Here is a 24,287-nt window from a genome sequence, read left to right on the forward strand (position 1 = left end):
AGAAGTCCAAAAAAGTTAAAAATCAAATAAATTCATGTATTTATCATGGGTACAAGTGTTTTTGTTAATGACTGCTAGTATCTGTTTTTTTTGAGTTTTTTAGGAAAATTACGTGTTTTATTAGTTTTTTTTACTTAAGGCTTAGAAAATATAACCCTATAAAAGTATTGGTAAATCTCTGTTTATAAGCTAAATTTTAAGCACAGTTGTGAATCGAAGGCGATGACCTTGTTAAGTAAAAAGCCGATTTTTAGACCGCTACCTGCGTTGTGTGCCATTTTTGTTATGCTGTTAGGTAGTTTAGTTATGATGGGTTGGGTAGTAGAAAACCAATCGATAGTGCAATTACATAAAACTTTTGCACCTATGCAGTTTAATACGGCTCTGTTATTTTTACTTTCAGGCTTGAGCCTATGGTTTTTAACCGAATCCCAATTGAAATTAGCCAATATAGTAGGGGGAGTAATTTTTGCTGTTGCCTCATTATCTACCCTCCAATATGTATTTGATATAAATGTAGGGTTGGACCAACTTTTTGTCTCCCACTTTATAGATATAAATACGACATCGCCCGGAAGAATGGCGCCCAATACTGGTATTTGTTTTACGTTGATAGGTTTGTTGTTAGCTGTTAGACCATTTGACAACAAGCGCTGGCCTGTGAACTTTGCCATTATTTTAGCAACTATTGTGCTCGCTGCCGCCTCCGTAGCGCTTGCTGGTTACTTCAACAATGTAACAACTGCTTATGGTTGGGGTCAAATGACGCATATGGCATTGCACACATGTATTGGCTTTATTACGATTTCAATCGGGTTTATTGTGTTTTTTGTCCAAAAAGCAAATTCCTTAAAAATTAAAGTAGACACAACTCTTCTTCTTTTCATCTTTTTTACGTCAGTCACTTTAACTCTATCACAAGCATTACTTGGTCATGAACGCTTGCAGCTAGAAAGACGTTTATTCTTCTATATTCAGCATGTGGAGTCTGAGATTAACGACAAACTGCTCAATAAAAGTAATCAACTATTGAAGTTGAGTGAAGTGTTACAAGATGAACAACTTAACTCGATTAATGAAAGTCGCTTAGTGGCCTATTTACAAAAAAACAGAAGCAATAGTGGCTTGATAGCAATATATAAAGACGGACGCGAACAGGTTATAACTGAACTTAAAGCTTCTGTAGACAGAGACGAATTAAAGGACTTATTGGTTAGACAAAAAGAGAGTGACGCTTATCCAATCCCAGGGGTTCCAAGTGCCTACATGATAAACCTCAGTCCGTTAACAAGAAATAGTGACTATTTTGCTCTTTTTTATAGTAACCCTGACTTCAATTTCAGCTTGGTACAGTTTGTTCATTTTAGTTCGTTTCTTGGTGACTTAGAGACTCGTTATAACAAACTTAATGTATCAATCAAAATAGAAGATAGTTTAGGTAATCAGGTTAATCGTTTTTCTCCCATACCGGTAAAAGAGGATGTGTTGTCATATGGACAAGACTTCAAGTCAATCGGATGGACGGTAACCTTATATTCGCAGCGCTCTAGCTTGAGCGACGGCAGCCTAGCAAATGTAATTCTTATGTTCGGGATTATCTTTTGTGGATTAATGGTTGGAATATCTAAATTGCTTTTAGACAGTAAGGCCAGAGCAATAGAAATTTCAAAGGAGTCAGAAGCACGCAAAGATGCATTAAAAAAAGCGAATGAAGCTAGGTTGATAAATGAAATGGCTCGAAAAGTTTCAGGGTTGGGAATATGGGTTTGGGATTTAGATAAAAAGGTCGTCTCCTGGGATAACAATATGTTTGATACCTACCACATGGATCCCAAACTGATAGATGAGTCTTCACTATATGACTCTTGGGTAGACGCACTCCACCCAGAAGATGCGGAAAGGGTTGAAAGTAGTTTGCAAGATGCGGTGCGAAATAAACAAGACTGGTACTGTACGTTCAGGTTAGCGTTGAAAGATAATAAAGTTAAATACATGATTGCTTCCGGGACTTGCATTAGTGATGAGTTTGGAAATGTTTTAAAAGTGGTTGGCGGTAATTTTGATGTTACTGAATTAAGAGAAGCTCAAGAACGGTTAGTCACATTAAAAGAACAAGCAGATCAAAATAATTTAGCTAAAAGCCAATTTTTAGCCAATATGAGCCATGAAATAAGAACCCCTATGAATGGTGTTCTAGGTATAACTGACTTACTAAGGCAAACCCCTTTAACACCGATACAACAAGAGTATTTAGATTTAGTCGTTAATTCTGCATCATCGCTTCTTCGTATTTTAAATGACATTTTGGATCAGTCAAAAATAGAAGCGGGAATGATGGAGCTTGTTGAGGAACACTTTTCATTAGACAACAAAGTAGGTGACATACTTAAAGGTTTCGCGCCTACGGCCCATCAAAAAATGATTGAGTTGGAATACAACATCGATAGCCAGGTGCCAAATTGCATTCGAGCAGATGAAACCCGTATTAGCCAGATGATCTTTAATGTTGTTGGCAACGCAGTAAAGTTTACTGAAACAGGCGAAGTTATTTTAGAGGTCATTTCACTTAAGCCAGACGAAGAGCTGAAAATTGGCGAACCATTTACATTAATCATAACGATAAAAGATACCGGAATTGGCATTCCTGAAGAAAAGTTATTGTCAATATTTGAACCATTTGGGCAAGTAGATAGCACTACTACTCGTCGGTTTGGTGGCACAGGGCTAGGCCTTCCAATTGTTAAGCAGTTGGTAAACTTGATGGGTGGTAGTGTTGAGGTCTCTAGTCAACTTTCAATTGGTACAGAATTTAAAATTAAAATACCCGTTAAAAAAGGTGATATATCACAGCTGAGCAATGTTGAAGGACATGCTCATATAATAAACCAGTTCGATTTTACAGGTATTAGCTGTTTAGCAGTTGATGACAATGCGATTAATCGTCGTTGGTTAAAAAGTATGATTGAGTCATGGGGTTGTAAACCAATAATGGCAAGCAGCAGCGACCAGGCTGTCGCGTTATATGATGCTGAAGTTGATGCTGGCCGAAAAGTGGATGTTTTTATCGTTGACAAGGATATGCCACAAAAGACAGGACTAGATTTCATTAATGAATTACAAGCCAAGTATAAAAATATTCCTCGAATTATCATGATGCTCACATCTAAAGAGATTAATGAATCTTTGGTAAAGCTGGAAGAGCTAGACATTGAGCACTATCTGTTAAAACCGGTTAAGCAGTCAGAAGTTTTTAACATGCTAATGAAGGTTATGGAGGTTGATCGACCAGATTTACATCAGTCAAAAAAAGACGTGTTAAGTCCACCAGAAAAGCTACTTAATGTCTTAGTTGCAGAGGATAACCCAATTAACAGTCGTCTAGTGCACGATATCCTTACCTATCGTGGCCACCAATCAACACTCGTATTTAACGGTAAGCAGGCTTTAGAGCAATATAAGGGGCATGATTACGACGTGATATTAATGGATGTACAGATGCCTGAAATGGACGGGTTGGAGTCAACGAAACTTATTAGGCAATTTGAACAGTTAAACAATAAAGAAAGTGTAAAAATTATAGGCTTAACAGCGCACGCTTTATCGGGAGACCGACAAATATGTATTGATGCGGGCATGGATAATTATTTAACAAAACCAGTGGACTCAAAAAAACTAATTTTGACAATAGAGTCCTATTTTAATATGAAGAGCGATTCTGAAGTTATAAAAGTAGAGTCTCAGAAAGGTCAAATTACTGATCAAAGCCACGCCACGCATCTGAGCTCGCATAAGGGCAATGTAGATGAAAAATTAGAAAACGAATCATTAGCAACCCAGGATAAACCTATACCTGTAAATTACAGCTATCTTGACCTAGACTGTATTCAACGTGTATCTGGAGGTCAACAAGAAACAATAGATGCTATTTCTGACATGACGCTAAAAATTCTGCCTCAAGAAATTGAGGACGTAGAAAGTTTGTTAAGCAGGAAAGAGTTTATTGCGTTAGCTAAACTTTTCCACCGACTAAAAGGTATGGTTGCTAATCTTACAGGTTCATATTTTGACAAGGGGTTTGTTCAATTGGAGCAATTCGCCATAGATGAAAATTCAGACTTGATTGAGTCGAATTGGCCATCGTTAAAGTTAAAGCTAAAGACGTTTTTAAAAGAGCTACAACACTATACGGACATACAAGATAAGAACTGATCATGGGCTATACAAGGAGGTAGAATGGCTAGGTATGATAAAAGACGGTTGTTACCGCATTTAGCGGTCTTTCTGACAGTGGTACTTTCTAGTGGCCTCTTCACACTTTACTTTGTCAGTAGCTCCAAATTAATCCAGTGGTTATTGCTAATATTTGTAGCTGCAGGCGTCTATTTTTTTGTTGATAGGTTGTTAGAGGTTATCTTTAAAGGAAGGGAGACCTACAGCCATCAAGTAAGATCCATTTTCTATAATGAAATATTGCATCAAGGCTATAACCCTTGCCTATTAATATCTGTAAATGACTTTAAAATCATAGAAATGAATTATTCTGCAAGCAAGGCATTAAGCCTTAGTAAGAACCAACCGCTTTCATCATTGATGGATATATTTGTTGAAAGTGACAGTGAGGGTTTAAATGAATGGATTCACTCAATAAAGACGCATCTAAACTACTCTACCCACATTACCAATGTCCGTATTAAAGACCGCCATGGGAAGTTAATCCCAAAAGTGTCAAAAGTTACCGCTATGCCAGTGAAAACCTTTGAAAAAGAGTTGGTTATTATCAAAGTTGAACCAAAATCCAGAATGCTTAGTGTTGCAAATGAGCCTTACCATCTTCTTAAAAATATTGATATTACTCGCCATGCTGCAGGCACTGCATATTGGGAGCTAGAAATAGACACTAATTTACTGTTTTTTAGTAGTTTAGTCGCGGAGCTCTTAGGGCTAGATAATACCTTTTCGTCGCCTATGCTGTTAGAGGAATTAGAAAAGGTTGCAGATTGCGCCGTGTTTAATTTTGCGGAGCAAATGTTTACTGGGGAAACCGGGAAGCATTCGTTTCATTCTCAAAAAATGATAATTGATCGTAATGGAAATCAAAAGTTTGTTGTTATGCAAGCGCATTACTATGAAACGGACAAGGTTATCTTAGGTACTTTGTATGACATGACGTCAATTAAAACGAGTGAAATTAAGCTAAGGCAACGAGAGCAGCAAATGAACCAACTTATTGATTCAATACCAGAAAGTATTTTGGTGTTACAGAAATCAAAAGTTGTGTTTTTAAATCGAGCCGCCGTCAAATTATTTGCATTTTCAGACATGTCTGAGGCTAGAGATATGCGACTATCGGAACTTGTATCGGACAATGATAAGTCGTTATTGAGAGATAGAATCAAATACATGCTAGCGGGTAAAAAGAGAAGTTATGGTTTTACTTCATTCAGATTACGCAAGTCCACTGGCGAGTTTTTTGATGCAGAAGTAGCAGTAAACTTAATTATTTATGAAGCGGTAGAGTCAATACAGTTTGTAATCCGGGATCTCACAGAAGTATTGCGAGTAAAGAATGCCTTAGCAAAGGCAAATTTCAGATTGAGTGCCTTATCCTCTAAGACATTGCAATTAATAGAGGCAGAGCGAAAGCAAATAGCAGGAGAGTTGCACGATGATGTTGGACAGTCACTGACGGCCATACTACTAGCAACAAAGTGGGTTAGCCGCAGACTCGAAGAAGAAGCGTTACTAGAAAAAGTATCTGATATCCATTTAATCGCTAGCCAAAGCCTAGATACAGTAAGAAATTTATCTTTGCTATTAAGACCTGCGCAATTAGATTCGCTAGGGTTTTCTCCAGCCATAAAATGGCAAATGGATAAGCTGCTTTCAATTGATGATATTCATTATGAAATTGATGATGCTGGTTTTCTTGAGCTAAAAGACAAACAAGCCGAAATCGTTGGTTTTCGTATTGTGCAAGAGTCTTTAACAAACATTGTTAAGCACGCAAATGCAAAAACTGTAAAGGTTAAATTAAGCAGTGATCTTGAAGTGTTGATAATACAGGTGAGCGATGATGGTGTAGGTTTTGATGTTCATGCTCAGAGCGATAGCGTGGGGTTAGTCAATATGAAAGAGCGAGTAGAGCTTGCTGGTGGAGATTTTAAAATTTTCTCTAAACCTCTATTAGGTACTGATATTAAAGTGGAAATTCCATTGCGAATTTCATTTTCAGAGCTAGAATCAACAGATGTCTACAGTGGAGAGTTACATGACAGATAAGAAAAAAGTGGTTTTGGTTGATGACCATCATTTAGTAAGAGCCGGCTTAAGAGCTTTGTTAGAAGATTTGAATTTTTATGAGGTTGTTGCTGAAGGTGCTGACGGAAGTGAAGTGGTTGCTTTGATAGAGCAAACAAACCCTGATGTTGTTATTCTTGATATCGCTATGAAAATAAAATCAGGACTCGATGCCTTAATAGATATTAAAGCCTTATACCCTACGTTACCCGTTATATTACTAACGATGCATAACACGAGTGATTATTTACAAACAGCAATAGAAAGAGGCGCAAATGCCTATTTATTGAAAGACTCAGCAGAAGTTGAGTTAGAGTTAGCTCTTAACGCTGTTTTAAAAAATGAAATTTATATAAGTCCTAAGTTGTCTGAACAATTACTTGAGACTTTGAATACTGATAGAAAGAGTGAAAAAGTTATAGTCTCCAAAGTCTTAACGCCGAGACAAACAGAGATATTGAAAATGCTTGCGGATGGGAAAGGCACCAAAGAAATTGCTTTTGATCTTGGGTTAAGTGTCAAAACTATTGAGTCCCACCGTTCGCAGATAATGGAAAGGTTACAAATTAGAGACTTAGCATCGTTAGTGCGTTTTGCAATTAAAAATGGCGTCACCACATTATAGCTTACCTTTTACCTAATTAAGATACAGGCTAAGGGACAGGAGTATAAGTTTTAAGAGTACTCCTGATATATATCTGATTACTATAGTTTTATCATTATTATATTAATCGAATACTCTCCAACCTGATACAGCCACTCGCAGTTTTGAATGGCTGTTTTTTTTGCTCTAAATAGGAGAATAACCTATTGGGTGCTAGGGATTGCCTCATTCATAATTGCAATGCAACTGCCATACTCCTAGTGAGTCCAAATTCTATTGGAGCGATTAGCGGAGATAAAATATGAATAATTTTATGAAAACTCCTGTATCTAACGAAATTTTGAATCACTCAGAAGTTGAACTGGGTAGTGAAACAAAAAACCATTTACTATCTTTAACCTCCTCGAATAGCTCATCAATGAGAGCTTTGGCCGTACGTAATTTAGAGTTTTATCCAGAACATCTAGATGTACTGTTAGCATTGATCAAAATAGAATCAGAAGAGGTGGTTATAAAAGAAATAAAACACTCATTGCTCGCTTTATACAAAATTGACTCTATGAAAGACGTGATTGAACATGAATTGCAAAAGTTATCTGGTCAATATGATGAAGACACAGATTTGTATAAATTCTGTAATCAACTTTTAGGTGACATAAACAATTGAACAGGCAGCAAGAGTTAAGAGTATAAAATCTAAAAATAAAGCTCGCATTGTACACTTGACACTCTATTATAATATCTTGTTCTAATTTTTTTATACAAGCGACGTTTGTAGTTATAGGGTGGTCAATGGCAACAGATAAATCGTTAGCATCTAAAGTCGGTTACTTAAAGAAAGAGCTAAAAAACGCAAAAACACAACTTACTTTTTCAATAATCGTCTTGTTTATTGTGTCTATGTGGTACAGCCATAATACAATCAAAGTGCACAAAGACTATCAGTCTTCATTAATGAGTTCAGTTTCGCAACAAGTCATAAATGAATACCAAAATCATATAAAACATCGCAGACAGCAAATTGATAGATTTCAATGGCGACACCAAACCGAACTACTAGATTTATACCGTCAAGGCGAACTTACTGAACGTGAGGACTATCTATTCTTACTCAAAGAGCTTCGTAATGAAATTTCAGGCGTAAGACTTTTCTCTATTTTTGATAAACAAGGCGTTGGCGTTTTTCGCAAAATTACGGGTGACTTTTTAGACGACTGTCAGCAGGAAATCGATTCTACGATTAATAATAATGGCCAAGAAGCAATGTTCCTGCATAAAGATTCGTCATCTGTTCATTATGATATTTTACAACCATTGATAGGCGCACAAGACCTTTTGTACCTATTTGTTGCGTTTGAACCTACTATCCTCAAATCCATTTTAGAGCGTTATAGATTACCGCAGCAGGAGTTATTCTTATTGCGAAATGACCGACACGTAGAAATTGAACTTAAAGAGTCAAGCAGTAGCACGTTTAGCAATGTTGTTATGAGCGAAGCTGAGTTTAGTAACTTTTCTAATTTAGTAAAAATTCCCAAGACTCGTTGGAGTGTCGGCATTAGACTATCCGAGAGTTATGCCAAAGATCTGTTTTGGAGTAACTACCAATGGTCTTTTATTGTTTGGGCTGTCGTATCTTTGCTTCTCTTTTTGAGTTATGTCTCTCAAAAGAAAAAAAGCGTTGGGCAATTGAGTGCGCTTAAACAGCTAGAGTTTTCTAAATCCCATGATACCTTAACGGGATTGATGACTAGAGATGTATTCTCTCAGTATTTTAATAATAGTCGCTCCTCAATACCCGAAAATCAAGGGGTAGCTTTTGTTATTGATATTGATAAATTCCAAGTTTTTAACAATTCATTAGGCTTTACCAAAGGCGATTCAGTTTTGCGTATGCTAGCTGAGGAAATCAAAAAAGTGATACCTATCGGAGCCAAAATATCTCGGATCAGTAATGATCAGTTTGCTGTTCTGGATTCAAATATGGTCCATACCAAAGCTCAAGATTATGCCCATTTGTTAAAATCCCATATTGAAAATTTAGATCTGTCGAATATCGAAGAGAGCTTGTCACTTACGAGTTGTGTCGGCGTTGTTAAAATCAATGCAGAAGTGGTTGATAGCGAGCATTTGATGAGCTCATTGTTGTTGACATTAAAACTAGCAAAAAGCAAAGGCCGAAATCAGGTTTTATTGTATCAATCCGATGATCCCGAATTAGCCCAACATGCACAAGAAATGGAGATTTATTATGCTATTCAGCGAGCTTTAAACGAAGATAACTTTCAACTTTACAGGCAAGAAATTAGATCAAACTCAAGCAATTATGAAAACAGTGTTTATGAAGTATTGCTGAGAATGTTTGATTCAATGGGCAATATTGTAAGTCCGGCTTTATTTATTCCAATTGCGGAACAACATAGCTTAGCAGCAGAGCTAGATAAGTGGGTTATCGCTAGAGCCTTTAAAAATATGGCGGTAAGTAAAACAAAAGACCACTATTGCATAAATCTTTCGGGGCAAACGTTGGCTGACCCAAGCATGGTTGGCTATGTAAAACAAAAAATTGAACAATTTGGTGTGTTACCGCAGCAAGTTACGTTTGAAATAACCGAGACCTTTGCAATTACTCATTTAGAGTCTGCTATTTACTTTATTGGTGAAATTACAAAGTATGGCTGTCAGTTTGCTCTTGATGACTTCGGTAGCGGTTTATCTTCATTTAGTTATTTGCAAAAACTGCCAGTAAAAAAGTTAAAAATTGATGGTGTTTTCATCAAGAATATCACTGAAAATCCAAGAAACCAGGCATTTGTCAGCACAATGGTAACGTTAGCAAAGTCAATGGAAATGGAAACTGTTGCAGAGTTTGTTGAAACCGAGGAAGAGTTTACTATGCTCAAGGAGCTGAACCTCGATTTCTGCCAAGGTTATTTCTTCCATAAACCCGAACGCTGGGTTGTTAATGAAATGTTGGAATTGGCTTCGAGTAATAATTTGCAACAATAGCGGTTCGATTATTGTTATTGTTGTCACTGAGAAAAAGTGAATTGGATTAGCAAGCATTTTATTTTTATTTTTTGATGGATATACTTACCACATAGTCACTTTCTAAATTACTTCAATGAATGAAAAGTTGAGGTAGTTATGTACATAAATTTAATTAAGGAGTACAAATGACAGCGCAATTTATCAAGTCTAAAGCTGCAGTAGCATGGGGCCCAAATGAGCCGTTAAAAATTGAAGAAGTTGATGTAATGCTTCCTAAAGCAGGTGAAGTGTTAGTAAAGATTGTTGCTAGTGGCGTATGCCATACTGATGCTTTTACATTGTCGGGTGAAGACCCAGAAGGTATATTTCCTGCGATACTAGGCCATGAAGGTGGTGGTATTGTTGAGCAAATTGGTGAAGGCGTAACGAGTGTATCTGTTGGCGACCATGTCATTCCTTTATACACACCAGAATGTGGTGAATGTAAGTTTTGTACTTCAGGAAAAACGAACCTTTGTCAAAAAATCCGTGAAACACAGGGTAAAGGCTTAATGCCAGATGGCACGACTCGTTTTTACAAAGACGGCCAGCCAATATTCCATTATATGGGCACTTCAACATTTTCAGAATACACTGTAATGCCAGAAATTTCGTTAGCTAAGGTTAATAAAGACGCTCCGCTTGAAGAGGTGTGTTTATTGGGTTGTGGTGTAACAACCGGAATGGGCGCTGTTATGAATACAGCCAAAGTAGAAGAGGGTGACACGGTTGCTATCTTCGGTCTTGGTGGTATTGGTTTGTCAGCTGTAATTGGTGCAACAATGGCAAAAGCAGGTCGTATTATCGCCATTGATATTAACGAAAGTAAATTTGATTTAGCCAAAAAGTTGGGCGCTACTGATTGTATTAATCCGAAAGATTACGATAAGCCAATTCAAGACGTAATTGTTGAACTAACAGACGGTGGTGTGGACTACTCTTTTGAATGTATAGGCAACGTTGATGTAATGCGCTCTGCTCTTGAATGTTGCCATAAAGGCTGGGGTGAGTCGGTAGTTATAGGTGTAGCTGGAGCAGGGCAAGAAATTTCAACTCGTCCATTCCAACTGGTTACTGGTCGTGTATGGCGTGGTTCAGCATTTGGGGGTGTAAAAGGGCGCTCTGAGTTACCTGATTACGTAGAGCGTTATTTGGCCGGTGAGTTTAAACTAAGTGACTTTATAACTCATACAATGGGCTTAGATGGAATTAATGAAGCTTTTGATTTAATGCACGAAGGCAAAAGCATTCGTACCGTTATTCATTTTGATAAGTAGTGATCATGTTAAAAAATATTAGTTCAACTAAAGTATTTGATGGTTGGCATAAGCAATATAAACACCAATCTAGCTCAGTTTCAGGGGAAATGCAGTTTGCTGTGTTTCTTCCTCCTGGTGTTAGTGAAAACAACAAAATGCCGGTTTTGTATTGGTTATCAGGCTTAACTTGTACCGATGAAAACTTTATGCAAAAAGCTGGTGCTTTGAAGCTAGCGGCTGAGTTGGGTGTGGTTATTGTTGCACCAGATACGAGCCCTAGAGGCGAAGCAGTAGCTAATGATGACAGTTATGACTTGGGCCAAGGCGCCGGCTTTTATCTTAATGCGGTTAAGCAGCCTTGGGCGAAGCACTACCAAATGTACGATTACGTTGTAAAAGAATTACCTAAATTAATCGAAAGTGAATTTCCAGTCACAAATAAAAAATCGATTTCGGGTCATTCTATGGGAGGACATGGAGCGCTTACGATAGCTCTAAAGAATCCAACTGAATATGCCTCAGCTTCGGCATTTAGTCCAATTTGTAACCCTAGTGATTGTCCTTGGGGCATTAAAGCCTTTAGCGCCTATTTAGGTGAAGAAAAAAGTCTTTGGGCGCAATACGATACAGTAGAGTTGATTAAAAGCTCGAGTGACTTTGTGCCGACACTGATTGACCAGGGTTTAGATGATAACTTCTACCCTGAGCAACTCAAAACGCTAGAGTTCAAGAAAGTAGCAGATGAAAACGACTACGATGTAGAAGTGAATCTGCGCGAAGGTTATGACCACAGTTATTACTTTATTGCGAGTTTTATAGATGAACATTTACAGTTTCACTTAAAGCACTTGTTAATGTAAAACTTTACAATAGCGTCATTAAATTATAAAAAGTCGGTAATCACCGGCTTTTTTGTTTTGTACTAAACTTAGAAGGTCTGAACGAACTAAAAGAAAGTAAGTAATGAAATCAAGTCAGTACCATTATCAGAATCGTGTTTGGCAAAAATCCAATAGCCTCCCTTTAGCAAGTCCCGCGCAATTAGTATTAACTTTTGGTTGTCGCCAGTTAGCCAGTTCTAAAGAGTTTCGAAATGAGCTCCGTTCAGCATTCCCTGATGCTGATATCATAGGCTGTACCACCAGTGGAGAGATTATTGATACGGAAGTGTTTGACGAGACAATGGTGGTCAATGAACTAACTTTTGAACATACCGAAACACAATGCCGGAGTATAAACCTAGATGACTTTGCTAGTTTTGATGCCGCTATTTCTTCTCTCGCTGAAAGTTTACCTTTTGAACACTTAAAACACGTACTGGTTATATCCGATGGACAAAATGTAAATGGTACTGACTTAGCTGAGAAGTTGATGACAGAACTACCTCCGAAAGTGACTATTTCAGGCGGTTTAGCTGGAGATGGAGACAGGTTTAATGAAACGATTGTTTGGCATAATGACAAGATTAGTGCAAAACAGATTGTGTTGTGCGGCTTTTATGGTGACCAACTCCAAGTCGGCTTTGGTTCTGCTGGCGGGTGGGTTCCTTTTGGACCAGAACGATTGATTACAAAATCAGAAGCCAATGTTCTTTACGAATTAGATGGTCAATCTGCGTTAGAGCTTTATAAAGAGTATTTAGGTGAGTTTGCATCAGAATTGCCAGCTTCCGCTCTTCGGTTTCCTCTATGCCTTAAAAATGAGAGTGATGGTGATTTTACTGTGCGTACTATTTTGAATATCGACGAATCATCAAACAGTTTGATTTTCGCTGGGGATATTTCAGAAGGGCAGTATGTCACTTTAATGCGAGCAAATACTGGAAAATTAATAGATGGAGCGCAGCTATCAGCTCAACAATCTCTAGATATTGCTGGGTATGATGAACCTGACTTCGCTCTGTTAATAAGTTGTGTTGGCCGAAGGCTAGTATTACAGCAAGAGTCTGAATACGAGCTCGAGAGTGTTCAAGAAGTGTTAGGGGAAGGTTGTACATTAGGTGGCTTTTACTCTTATGGAGAGCTGTCACCAAGAGGCTTCGAAAATCGTTGTTTACTGCACAATCAAACGATGACGGTTACTATATTTAAAGAACACAATTGATATGCACCGTTTACTAAAACGTCAAATTAAAAAGTACTTGTTAACAAATGAACCCGACGAAGAGTTAACTCATTTTTTAGCCTCCATCGACCAAGCTTATCAACAGAATGAACGCGAACTGTCTTTAATAGATCGCTCACTAGAATTGGCTTCTACCGAACTGTCTAGTCGAAATGAGTCTTTACGACGTGAAGTTGAAAAACAGCAATTGATTCAAAAAGAACTGTCGCTTTCTTTGGCTGCTTTAAATGCAACATTTGATTCAACGGGTGAAGCTATTCTTGCTATAAACCTAGAAGGAAACGTGACTAAGTATAACCAAATGGCGGGGCAACTTTTTGACAGTAATATACTTACACGTGGACCCTTGTCGTTAATCAAGTTAAAAACTGTGATTTCCCAATTAGACGACACCTCTCGGTTAGGTCATAAGCTTAGACAAATAAAACATAATCCATTAGTTGAATTGTATGGGCAGTTAAGGCTGAAGGATGGGCGCTTTTTTGAATATCACACATCTGCGCAAATCCAAGGGGAACAAATTTTAGGCCGAGTTTGGTGTTTTAGAGACATTAGTGAGCCTAAGCATAATGAGGCAATGGTTCAGCATCAAGCTTTTCATGACGCCCTTACTGGCCTGCCTAATAGAGCACTACTAGATGATCGATTATCGCACGGCATTACATACTGTAATCGCTTCAATACTCATTTGTCGGTTTTGTTTATTGACTTAGACGACTTTAAAAAAGTAAATGATAATGCTGGACACCAAGCTGGTGATGCAGTGTTAAAGGAAGTAACAAAACGCATAAAAACATGTATTAGAGATGTTGATACTATTGCACGCTTAGGTGGCGATGAGTTTGTTGTACTACTCGAAAACCTTCAAGAGTCTAAAATATCTACTGTTATTAGCCATCGAATAATAGATGAAATTGTGAAGCCATTTGTTGTAGGTGATAGTGAATTTTATATCTCATCTAGCATTGGTATTAGCATGTACCCTAAAGATGGTATCGACAGTGAAGAGTTGCTCCGTAAGGCGGATATGGCAATGTATCATGCTAAGTCCTTAGGTAAGAATAATCACCAGTACTTTGATAGTGAACTTGAGCGTTCATCAAATCAGCAATTACAAGTTGAAAACCATTTAAGAGAAGCAATAGGAAACGACGAGTTTCATTTGAATTATCAACCAAAAATTGATTTGAAGAGCAATGCTATTATTGGTTTTGAAGCTTTATTACGTTGGAACAGAGCTGGTGGAATGAATACCCCTGATATATTTATTCCAGTAGCAGAACAAACTGGATTAATAAACGAAATAGGTGATTGGGTTTTGAAGCAAGTTTGTTCTGATGTCAAAAAATGGCTTGAACTTGGATATGGGTTATTACCAGTTGCGATAAACGTTTCACCTGTGGAATTCAGAAATAAAAAGCTGGTTGAGCAGATAAAAGCCACCATTATTGAATATGGCATTCCGCCCGAAGCTATTGAAATTGAAATTACGGAATCATTATTCTTGGATAATATCTCGTTTGTGAAAGAGATATTAAAAGAGTTGAGAGACTTTGGCATCAGTGTGGCGGTTGATGATTTTGGAACCGGTTATTCGTCTTTACAATACCTTCATGAGCTGCCAATCGATATACTTAAAATAGATAAGTCGTTTATTCTGGATTTAAGTAATCAACCACATAACGCCGCGATAGCCGATAGTATTATTAATCTTGCGCACAACCTTGGTCTAAAAGTGGTGGCGGAAGGTATCGAAAACCAAGCCTCCATGTCATTTTTGAAACATCGGGGTTGTGATATTGGGCAAGGTTTTTTTATGTATAAACCTATGAGAAGTGAAGAGTTGATAGAACTTATTGTTTGATTTAACTGATATGATACCGTTGTATTTTTGAAATAGTTCAAGTTTAAAAAATAGTCTTTTTTTTAAAAAAAAAGTTGATCGAACGGAAATAAGCTTGCGTAAAAATTGAGCAAACTAAGCATAAGGAATTTTAAAGTGATAAAAATAAAAGCTCTACTTCTAATAACATGCAGTATTTTTTTTATTCAAGCTTGTAATGATAGTGACGATGAAGTGCCAGTAGCAACAATAGTTGATGTGGCCAAAGCAAACGGGAATTTTACTACCCTAATTGCAGCACTCGAAGCTACAGGTCTAGATGAAACTCTTTCAGACACAAACAGCACATACACAGTATTCGCGCCTACCGACGCTGCATTTGCGTTGCTTGGTGATGATGCAATAAATTCTCTGCTCAACGATACCGACACCTTAAGCAATATTTTAACCTATCATGTCATCAGCGGAGAAGTCAGCTCAGTTGCTGCTGAAGCCGCTGTTGGCATCACCGTTGAGATGGTAAATGGGGATTCCATTGGTATTTCTCTAGACGGCGACAATTTGTTAGTGAATACAGCGACAGTCACTGCTGTCGACATAGAGACGGACAACGGAATTATTCACGTAATTGATGCTGTGTTAATGCCACCGGCGGCAAAAGGTGCGCCAATGGATAACATTGTTGAAACCGCCGTAGCGGCAGGAAACTTTACAACGCTAGTATCAGTGCTTGAAGCCACTGAGCTGGATGACATATTAGCGAATGAAGATAGTACATTCACAGTATTTGCACCAACAGACGCCGCTTTCGCGATGATAGATGAAGAGACTTTGGGTCTTTTATTGGATAACCCGAACGTACTAGCTAGTATTCTTTTACAGCACGTTGTGTCCGGAGTAGAAGTAGATTCCGTTAATGCATATGCTTTAAATGGAACTTCAGTGGCAACCGCATCACAAGCTGCCATTGACGTTAGCATTAATACTTCAGCTGACATGCTGTTGTTTGGTGGTGCAAACGTGATTTCAAAAGATATTTATACATCAAACGGGGTAATACACGTTATCGATGCTGTTGTTATTGGTGATGTGGCGTTGCCTGAACCACCAATTAGTTTGGTAGATGTAGCGAGAGAAAATGGTAGCTTTACAACACTTGTTGCAGCTCTAGAAGCTACTGGTTTAGACATTGTATTGGCAGATACTGACTCAACTTATACTGTTTTTGCACCAAGTGATGCTGCGTTTGAAAAGCTTCCTGAGGGCACAGTAGCTGGCTTATTGGCAGATACAGAAACACTATCTGACATATTGCTTTACCACGTTTTAGCGGGAAATGTGACATCTGATACGGCAATTACAGTCGCGCAGTCAAATAGCAGCTTAATCACCATGGAGAATACTGATAACGTTGCCTTATCTTATGTGGACTCAACGTTGTTTGTTAATAATGCGTCAGTAGTGACAACAGACGTCATGGCAGACAACGGTACAATCCATGTGTTAGATACAGTAATCATGCCTCCAGCAGAAAAAGGGGAGCCTACTCAAAGCATTGTTGATGTTGCGGTAGCTGATGATCGTTTCACTACACTTGTTGACGCTTTAACTGCAGCTAACCTAGTTGATGTTTTGGCGAATGAAGAAAGTACATTCACGGTATTTGCACCAACGAATGATGCTTTTGACAAAATTGATAGTGCAGCGTTGGATGCGCTATTGGCTGACACTGAAGCGCTAAGAGAAGTATTGTTACAACACGTTATCACTGCTGAAGTTAACTCTGTGAGTGCTTACTCATTAAACGGAACAAATGTAGGAACTGCTTCGGGAAATGACGTAGGTATTTTAATAGATGCAAATACAGGCTCATTACAATTTGGTGGTGCAAACGTAATAATAACGGACATATATACCACAAATGGTATTATCCACGTTATTGATACTGTAGTGGTAGAACCATAAGGTTTAAATCAAGTTTAGGCGGGAGCTAGCTTTACGTTTAAACTGGTTACTAAAGCCGAAGTGCTTATTATATAAGTACTTCGGTTTTTAGCTTTTTGTAACCACCTACTTTACATTTGATATGCTATCAAATCTTTAATCTGCATCTGTAGCCTTTTGGTCTTTGACATTATCAGGCTTACCATCATTAGCTTCTGCGCCATACACAGGCTCTTCCGGTACTAAATTCTCTCTGTCGGCTTTACTGATATATTTTTCTTTCTTCTTGGGATTTCGCTTTTCGTTACGCTTTTTTGCTTTGCGTTTAAGTGTTTCGTTAATTTTCTTTTTTCGATTCATTTTTGCGGGCTACCAAGTCTAAATATCAATGGCATTATAATGCTAATGCAGCGTAATGGTAATGAACTTTTCACTTTACAGTTAATCAAAGAATAGACTAATCTTTAAAATAAGATTGAATACTAACAAAACAGCCCCACTTAAATAGATAGTGAATTGTTTGAGATAATTATGAAAAAAACCTCATTGTTTCTGTTAATTGTTTTTGTCAGTAATTTTATTACTGCTTTAGCTTTTGCGCAGGCTGACATTAATGAGGCCGCGGCAGAACGCTATAGTCAAACATTTAATCAACAACTAACACTGAACAGTGCAGCTAGCCAAAATCTAATAAATCTAGTTGAGCAAATCAACAGCGAATCAAATGATGATTTTGAGCAAGACTTACATTTAGCGCATAGCACAAGTTTAATAGCGAAAAGTAATGCTATTGTTCCTCTTTCGTTTTTAAACGACTCCTCCAGTGCAACCAAATATCTATATTATATTGCAAGAGCACCACCTCATTCCATTGACTAAAAATCAAACTTTTAAAACTACAAACATAATTTAATTAGTCAAATTGCACTCTAAGAGTGCGAGAGGTAAGCAATGAAAGAATTACATTTATATAATGTTGATCAAAGTGACAACGTTTTTATTCACGCTCTTGATAAACAATTAACAATTACATCTCCAGCCACAGAGGTTTTTAATGACTTTCAGGAGCATGAGCCTGTAAAAGTAAGTGGTGACGTAAAGGCAAAAGATGCTTTGATTTTAATGAAAAGAGCAGACACTGAAATGAAGCTAGTTGTATCTAATCAAGGTGATTTTTTAGGGTTGATTAGTAGCAATGAGCTCAATGAGCAAAATATTATCTCCGAGGTATCTCGTGGAGTTAGTAGGGATGATGTGTTAGTCCAAGATTTGATGATATCTAAGCACAAGTTACATGCCTTTGACTATGAAGAGCTATCACGCGCTAATGTAAGCGATGTTGTGTCTTCGTTACGTAACTATGGTTTGAGGTACTGTTTAGTGGTTGAGAGAAACCAACATCAAATTAAGGGTGTTATATCGGCTAATGATATTGCGAGAGCCTTGCAAGTACCTTTGAGCTTAAACGAAAGATCCTCATTTGGGCACCTGTATAACGCTATTGCCAATCATTAATTAAGAAAAGGAGTAAAAGTAGGATTGTCTACTTTTACTCCGGTTTAGCATAGCCGTTTTATTCTCTGAATGTTAATACCATAGATTGTAATTTGTCTGTTCTATTGGTTATTTCCGAGCTTGAATTTAAAACCGATTCCGCTTGTTGTAAATTATTCTGAGATGCATCGCTAATGTTAACGATGTTTTTACTGATTTCTTGTGAAACTAAGCTTTGTTCTTCTGTGGCTGTGGATATTTGCATGGCCAAATCTGCAATTTCTGCTATTGATTGATAAACATCTTGAACCATTTTCTGAGATTGTTCTGCCTTAAGTACGCAAACATCCGCTGAATCCTTTCCTTTATCCATCATATCCGACCAAGAAAGTAGAACAGATTGAATTTCAGATATAGATTTTTGAATCTGCTCTGTCGCTCCATGGGTCCGACTAGATAGCGCCCGAACTTCATCAGCAACAACGGAGAAACCTCTGCCGTGTTCGCCTGCTCGTGCTGCTTCTATAGCAGCGTTTAGCGCCAGTAAGTTTGTTTGGTCAGCAATACCTTGAATCTCTTGCATGATATCGCCAATTTTTTCTGCCTCACTAGCTAACTCAGTGGCAGAGTTTGCCGACTTGGATACTTCCGCGGCTAGTATATTCACTTGTACCATGGTTTCACCCATCACTGAGCTAGCTGTTTCACAATTCTTGTGGGCGAATTTGACTCTGTCATTTGTGCTCGTCGTATTTTTAGCGACTTCCTCTATGGTTGCCACCATTTCTTCTACGGCGGTAGCGACTAAATGTAGCTCTTCCGTTTCACGCTCTACGCCGTCTTTAGAGGTATTGGCAGCCTGTTGAAGCTCAACTGTTTTTTGGTTTAGCTCAGCGCTATTGTCAACAACACGACCCAAAATCGTTTTTACCTTTCCTTGCAAAATCTTATTCCGAAAATCAAAAGGGCTTAAGGTGCCGTTACCGGAATATATTAATCGAGAGATGCTATCTAACTCTTCTTTCGCTTTTTGACTGGCTTTAGGAATATCAACGAGTTCTTGCTTAAATAATACAAATGGATTCACAACAAAGCCAAGTACAAAAGCCGGGTGTAATGTAGCTAAATAAGCAAATAACAAGGTTATTAACCCAAAGAGTAACATGCGACTCTTGTAGCTATCGAACGACCGAGTCACTGATTTTCCTGCTCTAAGCGAGTTATAAGCAGATTGGGCCTTCACTTTAAGTTCAGGTTTTAAATTGGTGCGGACAGATTGAAAGCCAATAACCTGTTTGTTTTCATAAATAGGCGTTACAAAAGCATCCACCCAATAATAGCGACCATCTTTACAGCGGTTTTTTACAGCACCTCGCCAAGAACGGCCGGCCTGTACGCTATTCCAAAGGTCCGCAAATGCTTCTTTTGGCATATCTGGGTGTCTAACAATATTATGATTTTTACCGACCAACTCACTATACTCAAACCCGGCAACCCTACAAAAAGCAGGATTTGCATAAGTAATTACGCCACGAAGGTCCGTGGTAGAAACTAATTCTTCAGATTCGGCAAAACCGACTTCTTCATCAATGATGTCTGCATTTCGTTTATTCATAAAAATTAAATATTTGGCTTTAAGAAGTTTAGTTAAATCAAAGTGTAGACTTTTTTTAGGATCTTGCAGGGAAAGGAAATTTAAATGTTAACCAAACATACTCACTTTTGAGTATAGAAAATAAAAATTTAACTACAGTGAACTACTTAAACCGCAAAAAAGATAAATAAAAAATGCACCCCAAAAAGAAACCGAAGTATGTTTCAGAAGCAGGCCAACTATAGGCTCCAAAATAAATCAGGTTATACTTTTAAGTCAATTATTGATATAGGTCAACAAACCTAAGTAGGTAGTCACTTGAGGCAAATAAATATTGTTTTAGATCAATATTTAAAAATTGTATCGGATTATTCTTCTGCTCAAACGAACAGGAGAATTTATATGAAAACATCTATAGTCAGTACTACAATTTTCAGCGCCACCGCCTTAGCACTGCTCGCTAGCGCTTCGTTATTTTGTGCGTCTGCATCGGCTCATGAAAAAGGCGATATTCTAGTTAGAGTTGGTTTAACGAGTGTTGCACCTGACGAAAGTAGCTCAAACATATCAGTGGCTGGTGGTGATTTAGGATTTGGGGTGGGTGTTGACAGCAATACTCAGCTTGGTCTTAATATTGCCTATTTCGTAACGGACCGTTGGAATATTGAAGTGCTTGCAGCAACGCCGTTTAGCCATGATATCAACGTCAATTCTAATTCATTAGGTCTTACTAAATTAGGCGAAGTTAAGCACTTGCCTCCAACCGTTACAGCTAATTACTTTTTCGCTACACCTGAAGCTGATTTTCAACCTTATGCGGGTGTCGGTCTAAATTACACCGTATTTTTTGATGAAGAATTTACTGCTACCAATGAAGAATTAGGTTTTTCCGATTTAGATTTGGATGGTTCATTTGGTTTGTCAGCACAAGCTGGATTTGACTATAAAATTAATGAAAAATGGTTTGTGAATGGGTCAGTTCGATACATAGATATTAGTACTGATGCAGACTTTACTCTGGACAATGCCGGACTAGGTGCAAACAATGCAAATGGAACCGTGAGTGTTGATATTGATCCAATGGTTTATACATTGTCAATTGGTTACAAGTTATAGAGCACCCCTACGTTTGTCACGACCGGCATATCAACATACAAACAGAAACGGCATTATCCATGTAATCGATGCTGTAGTGCTAAATTAGGTAAGATAAAAGTAAGCAAAGCAAAAAGCCCTATCAATAAAGTGACCCCCAATAGTTGTACATTCCAATTACTGGGGGTCTTTTTATATCAAAAAACAGTTATCAATACCCGTTACCAGGAGCCGTACATAGGGTTTGGTAGTAGTACAAACTTAATACCTGCACCTTTCAATAATGTTTCGATATCAGCTTCATGCTGAACCACACCTACAAAGTCTTCAATGTTATCGCCGACCTGCATGATGATTTGAGCGGCTTCGAATTGGTTATGACGACCAGATTTAGGTGCAAAACAACTCGCGGTCCCAGATTCAATTTGCTGACGACGAAGGTCTTTATCATTTTTTATAGACGCACCATTTATTGAAGATTTGTCTTCAGAAACTCGGCCCATTAGACATACGTTACTTGGTGATAGTTGCAGGCCGAGCTGTTGAATATTATCCCACGTGTAACGGTCAAGATTACGTTTACGGTTAGTGATGAGCGCTACATTACCACCCTTACGAATAATGGTTTCGATAAACGATTTGGCACCAGGAACAAATGTGGCTTGTTTTGACATTACCCACGCGTCCCAACTTGCAGGTGTATACTGCTGTCCCTTAAGTTCTAAATTTGCTTGGTAGCCGCTGTTATCCAGTACAGTCTCATCGACATCCATCACTACCGCCCAATTGCCATTAAAGTTACTTTTAACAATTTGCTGCTCTGCACGCTGATAGGTTGCTGCAGTTAAAAAGCGATATTCGGCGCTGGTTGTTTGCCACTTTACGGCATTGCTTAATTCAAAGCGTTGCGGGCTGATAGACAATGAAACTGCACAATGGTCGCTTAACATCGCCTTTGGATCCATATTTTTATATGAAGCTACACTCGCTTTTTTTGCTATGTTTGAAGACAGATTACCAACCCAAATATGATCGATTGGTGCTGGATAGTATGGATGACAACCAGTTAGGTCAGCAGTTGTATTTTCTAACGTTGAGGCGCTATTGTCAGTATTTACCGTTAATTGACCGGTTAATTTATTGTAAGGCGCTGAAAGTCTGTGATTAAAGTCACCAACCATGACATAAGGAAGCCCTGCTTTTTCTTTTGACTCGACCCAGCTATCTAAAATAGGAGCCTGTTTAGAGAACACTTGGCAAGATCTTGAATCTGAACGACTATAATCATCAACAAAACAGCCACTTTTCATATGAACATTTAATATCGATAAAAGGCCATGCGGAGACTCAATGGTAAGCTCAAGACCGTAACGTAAGCCTCTCGAATCTAATGCAAGTTCAGGTAGAGATTTAACTTGTTGTACCTCAATTCCTTTTCGTACTGCAAAGCCGACCTTTTGTTGACTAGACATGCGGCCAGACTCTCTGCATTTGTATGACTCACTGTCTGGTCTATCAGAAATAAAGACTTGCCAGCTTTCTTTAGGGAATATCTGTTCAATTGCTTCTTTTGATGCGACTTCCTGCAATCCTACAACGTCAGTGTTTAATGACTGTGCGTAGGCTTTCATTTCGTTAAGTTCACTCTCGCTTCTTGGCCTACAACCGTCACTAATTGGATATGCTAAGTGTTCGATATTCCATGAACTAATTGTTAATTCTTTGTTTCCCATACTTGAAGAGGCGGCGTTCGGCATAGTTTCTGGTGCTGGTTTAGCGATGGCAGAATACGCACCAAAAAGAAGAGCAATTGCAGTTAAATGTTTCAATTTAGTTCCTTAATAAAAGTAATTGGCTAGTGAGATCCAAAATCATCGGGTTGCCCCTGATAAGTCTCTATTTTTGTTATGTCCATTTTATAAGCTGAAGTGCCTACAATATCTTCAAATAAACCTTGCTGTAGAATACCACTGAAACTGTACGCCTGTTCTAAACTAGAACTGGTAAAACCCGGCGTTAATCTAGCAAAGATAATTTGATTTGGTGGAGGGGGGGGAAAATCTATGCAAGCGCCGTAATAAGGCACAATAAAGATAAGACTTGGGGTTTTATCTTCGTGAAATTCAATTGGCACATAAAAACCGTCAATACTGACTGACTGTTGTTCAAAACTTGCAATAGTATTAGTTGAAAACATAGCATCGTGGTATTGCTCATCAGTTGAGGCTTCAATAGAGCGCAAGATTTGAGCGCTGACTTGGCCAAAGGTTTCTGATTCTGACGATATAGGTTGTTGATATCGCTTGAGGATCGACTTTTCTAGTTTTGGTAATAAATCTGTCCATTTTAAACGCTGTAATGGCTGCGAATTGAACCTTTTTAATAACTCGGTTTGATCTGTCGAGTACAACAAATGTGTGCCTAACGAAGCTTTTATAGTTTCTGTTAAATTTGGAAGTTGCACATAACTTTTGCCCACAAAAAAAACACCTAAAAAGAATAAAACAACTGCGGCTATTTTCATTGATTAGAAATATTCCAGTTCAATAGATTGTAAAATGATATGTTATATCATAAAGTATCAGCATTAGGAATTGAAGCCCAATAACTCATTGGTGACAGTTTTTGCACAGGTTACACTTTTCCTTGTAAATCCAGCTTAAAAGTCTGGTAAACCCTTTGTTTGGGCTCTGTATGAGCCCAAACCTTTTTCTTATTACCTTTCTGAAAGTCATTAAGTGTGAGTTCTTAGGTGAGCGTCACTAGGTGTGCGTCGCCAAATAGGACAAAAGCTAAATTTCAGGCACAAAAAAACCGACTATTGAGTCGGTTATTGTTTTCAAAGAATGGTACCGGTGGGCGGACTTGAACCGCCACTCCCGAAGGAAACGGATTTTGAATCCGTCGTGTATACCAATTTCACCACACCGGCAGTACGTATTCTTTGATAGATTATGAATCTATTATATTTAAATCTTCAGAGCAACGGTATTGCGTTGAAGC

17 protein-coding genes and 1 tRNA gene are annotated in these 24,287 nt (G+C 38.1%); 13 read left to right on the plus strand and 5 right to left on the minus strand.

The genetic code is table 11. The features are described 5' to 3' along the window. The first annotated feature begins 228 nt into the window (after positions 1-228). The 10 genes from ABD009_RS11530 to ABD009_RS11575 all read left to right on the plus strand — a co-directional run bounded on the left by ABD009_RS11530 (position 229) and on the right by ABD009_RS11575 (position 17,122). Positions 229-4,209, plus strand: a complete 3,981-nt coding sequence (locus ABD009_RS11530; RefSeq protein WP_343825539.1) for a response regulator — start codon at positions 229-231, stop codon at positions 4,207-4,209. Between the two features lie 24 nt (positions 4,210-4,233). Further along, positions 4,234-6,279, plus strand: coding sequence for a sensor histidine kinase (locus ABD009_RS11535; RefSeq protein ID WP_343825542.1), 2,046 nt, complete (start codon positions 4,234-4,236; stop codon positions 6,277-6,279). After that, positions 6,269-6,922 (plus strand): response regulator, encoded by a 654-nt coding sequence (locus tag ABD009_RS11540; protein WP_343825544.1) that lies wholly within the window; start codon positions 6,269-6,271, stop codon positions 6,920-6,922. The genes ABD009_RS11535 and ABD009_RS11540 overlap by 11 nt, the downstream gene beginning before the upstream one ends. Before the next feature lie 280 nt (positions 6,923-7,202). After that, complete coding sequence (locus tag ABD009_RS11545) at positions 7,203-7,568, plus strand: hypothetical protein (RefSeq protein ID WP_343825546.1); 366 nt, start codon at positions 7,203-7,205, stop codon at positions 7,566-7,568. 125 nt (positions 7,569-7,693) lie between these two features. Beyond that, on the plus strand, positions 7,694-9,910 hold the full coding sequence (locus ABD009_RS11550; RefSeq protein ID WP_343825548.1) for an EAL domain-containing protein: 2,217 nt from the start codon (positions 7,694-7,696) through the stop codon (positions 9,908-9,910). A 167-nt stretch (positions 9,911-10,077) separates the two neighbouring features. After that, positions 10,078-11,208, plus strand: coding sequence for an S-(hydroxymethyl)glutathione dehydrogenase/class III alcohol dehydrogenase (locus ABD009_RS11555; protein ID WP_155696171.1), 1,131 nt, complete (start codon positions 10,078-10,080; stop codon positions 11,206-11,208). 5 nt (positions 11,209-11,213) lie between these two features. After that, on the plus strand, positions 11,214-12,050 hold the full coding sequence (gene fghA / locus ABD009_RS11560) for an S-formylglutathione hydrolase (protein WP_343825552.1): 837 nt from the start codon (positions 11,214-11,216) through the stop codon (positions 12,048-12,050). A gap of 103 nt (positions 12,051-12,153) precedes the next feature. Then, positions 12,154-13,293: an FIST signal transduction protein gene (locus ABD009_RS11565; RefSeq protein ID WP_343825554.1), complete on the plus strand. Its 1,140-nt coding sequence runs from the start codon at positions 12,154-12,156 to the stop codon at positions 13,291-13,293. Between the two features lies 1 nt (position 13,294). Continuing rightward, on the plus strand, positions 13,295-15,178 hold the full coding sequence (locus ABD009_RS11570; RefSeq protein ID WP_343825556.1) for a putative bifunctional diguanylate cyclase/phosphodiesterase: 1,884 nt from the start codon (positions 13,295-13,297) through the stop codon (positions 15,176-15,178). A gap of 135 nt (positions 15,179-15,313) precedes the next feature. After that, the gene (locus tag ABD009_RS11575) at positions 15,314-17,122 is read left to right on the plus strand and encodes a fasciclin domain-containing protein (protein ID WP_343825558.1); all 1,809 of its coding nucleotides are present in this window, start codon (positions 15,314-15,316) and stop codon (positions 17,120-17,122) included. Between the two features lie 135 nt (positions 17,123-17,257). Here ABD009_RS11575 and ABD009_RS11580 read toward each other — a convergent pair whose 3' ends face one another. Next, positions 17,258-17,461, minus strand: a complete 204-nt coding sequence (locus ABD009_RS11580) for a DUF2986 domain-containing protein (protein ID WP_343825561.1) — start codon at positions 17,459-17,461, stop codon at positions 17,258-17,260. Positions 17,462-17,632: 171 nt separating this feature from the next. Here ABD009_RS11580 and ABD009_RS11585 point away from each other — a divergent pair, with 171 nt between their 5' ends. Further along, the gene (locus ABD009_RS11585) at positions 17,633-17,980 is read left to right on the plus strand and encodes a hypothetical protein (protein WP_343825563.1); all 348 of its coding nucleotides are present in this window, start codon (positions 17,633-17,635) and stop codon (positions 17,978-17,980) included. Positions 17,981-18,052: 72 nt separating this feature from the next. Next, on the plus strand, positions 18,053-18,616 hold the full coding sequence (locus tag ABD009_RS11590; protein ID WP_343825565.1) for a CBS domain-containing protein: 564 nt from the start codon (positions 18,053-18,055) through the stop codon (positions 18,614-18,616). 58 nt (positions 18,617-18,674) lie between these two features. Here the strand turns inward: ABD009_RS11590 and ABD009_RS11595 are convergent, their stop codons facing one another. Further along, entirely contained in the window at positions 18,675-20,210 is a 1,536-nt protein-coding gene (locus ABD009_RS11595) for a methyl-accepting chemotaxis protein (RefSeq protein WP_343825567.1), read from the minus strand. 381 nt (positions 20,211-20,591) lie between these two features. On the opposite strand from ABD009_RS11595, the gene ABD009_RS11600 reads away from it, so the two are divergent. Continuing rightward, on the plus strand, positions 20,592-21,305 hold the full coding sequence (locus ABD009_RS11600) for an OmpW/AlkL family protein (protein ID WP_343825569.1): 714 nt from the start codon (positions 20,592-20,594) through the stop codon (positions 21,303-21,305). 200 nt (positions 21,306-21,505) lie between these two features. Here ABD009_RS11600 and ABD009_RS11605 read toward each other — a convergent pair whose 3' ends face one another. From ABD009_RS11605 to ABD009_RS11615, 3 genes are all read right to left on the minus strand, one after another. Further along, positions 21,506-23,113: an HAD family acid phosphatase gene (locus tag ABD009_RS11605; RefSeq protein WP_343825571.1), complete on the minus strand. Its 1,608-nt coding sequence runs from the start codon at positions 23,111-23,113 to the stop codon at positions 21,506-21,508. 26 nt (positions 23,114-23,139) lie between these two features. Continuing rightward, positions 23,140-23,808: a DUF3299 domain-containing protein gene (locus ABD009_RS11610; protein WP_343825573.1), complete on the minus strand. Its 669-nt coding sequence runs from the start codon at positions 23,806-23,808 to the stop codon at positions 23,140-23,142. Between the two features lie 323 nt (positions 23,809-24,131). Next, positions 24,132-24,216: transfer RNA gene (locus ABD009_RS11615), tRNA-Leu, on the minus strand. Between the last annotated feature and the right edge of the window lie 71 nt (positions 24,217-24,287).

This window comes from Psychrosphaera haliotis (assembly GCF_039523615.1).
Lineage (GTDB): Bacteria > Pseudomonadota > Gammaproteobacteria > Enterobacterales > Alteromonadaceae > Psychrosphaera > Psychrosphaera haliotis.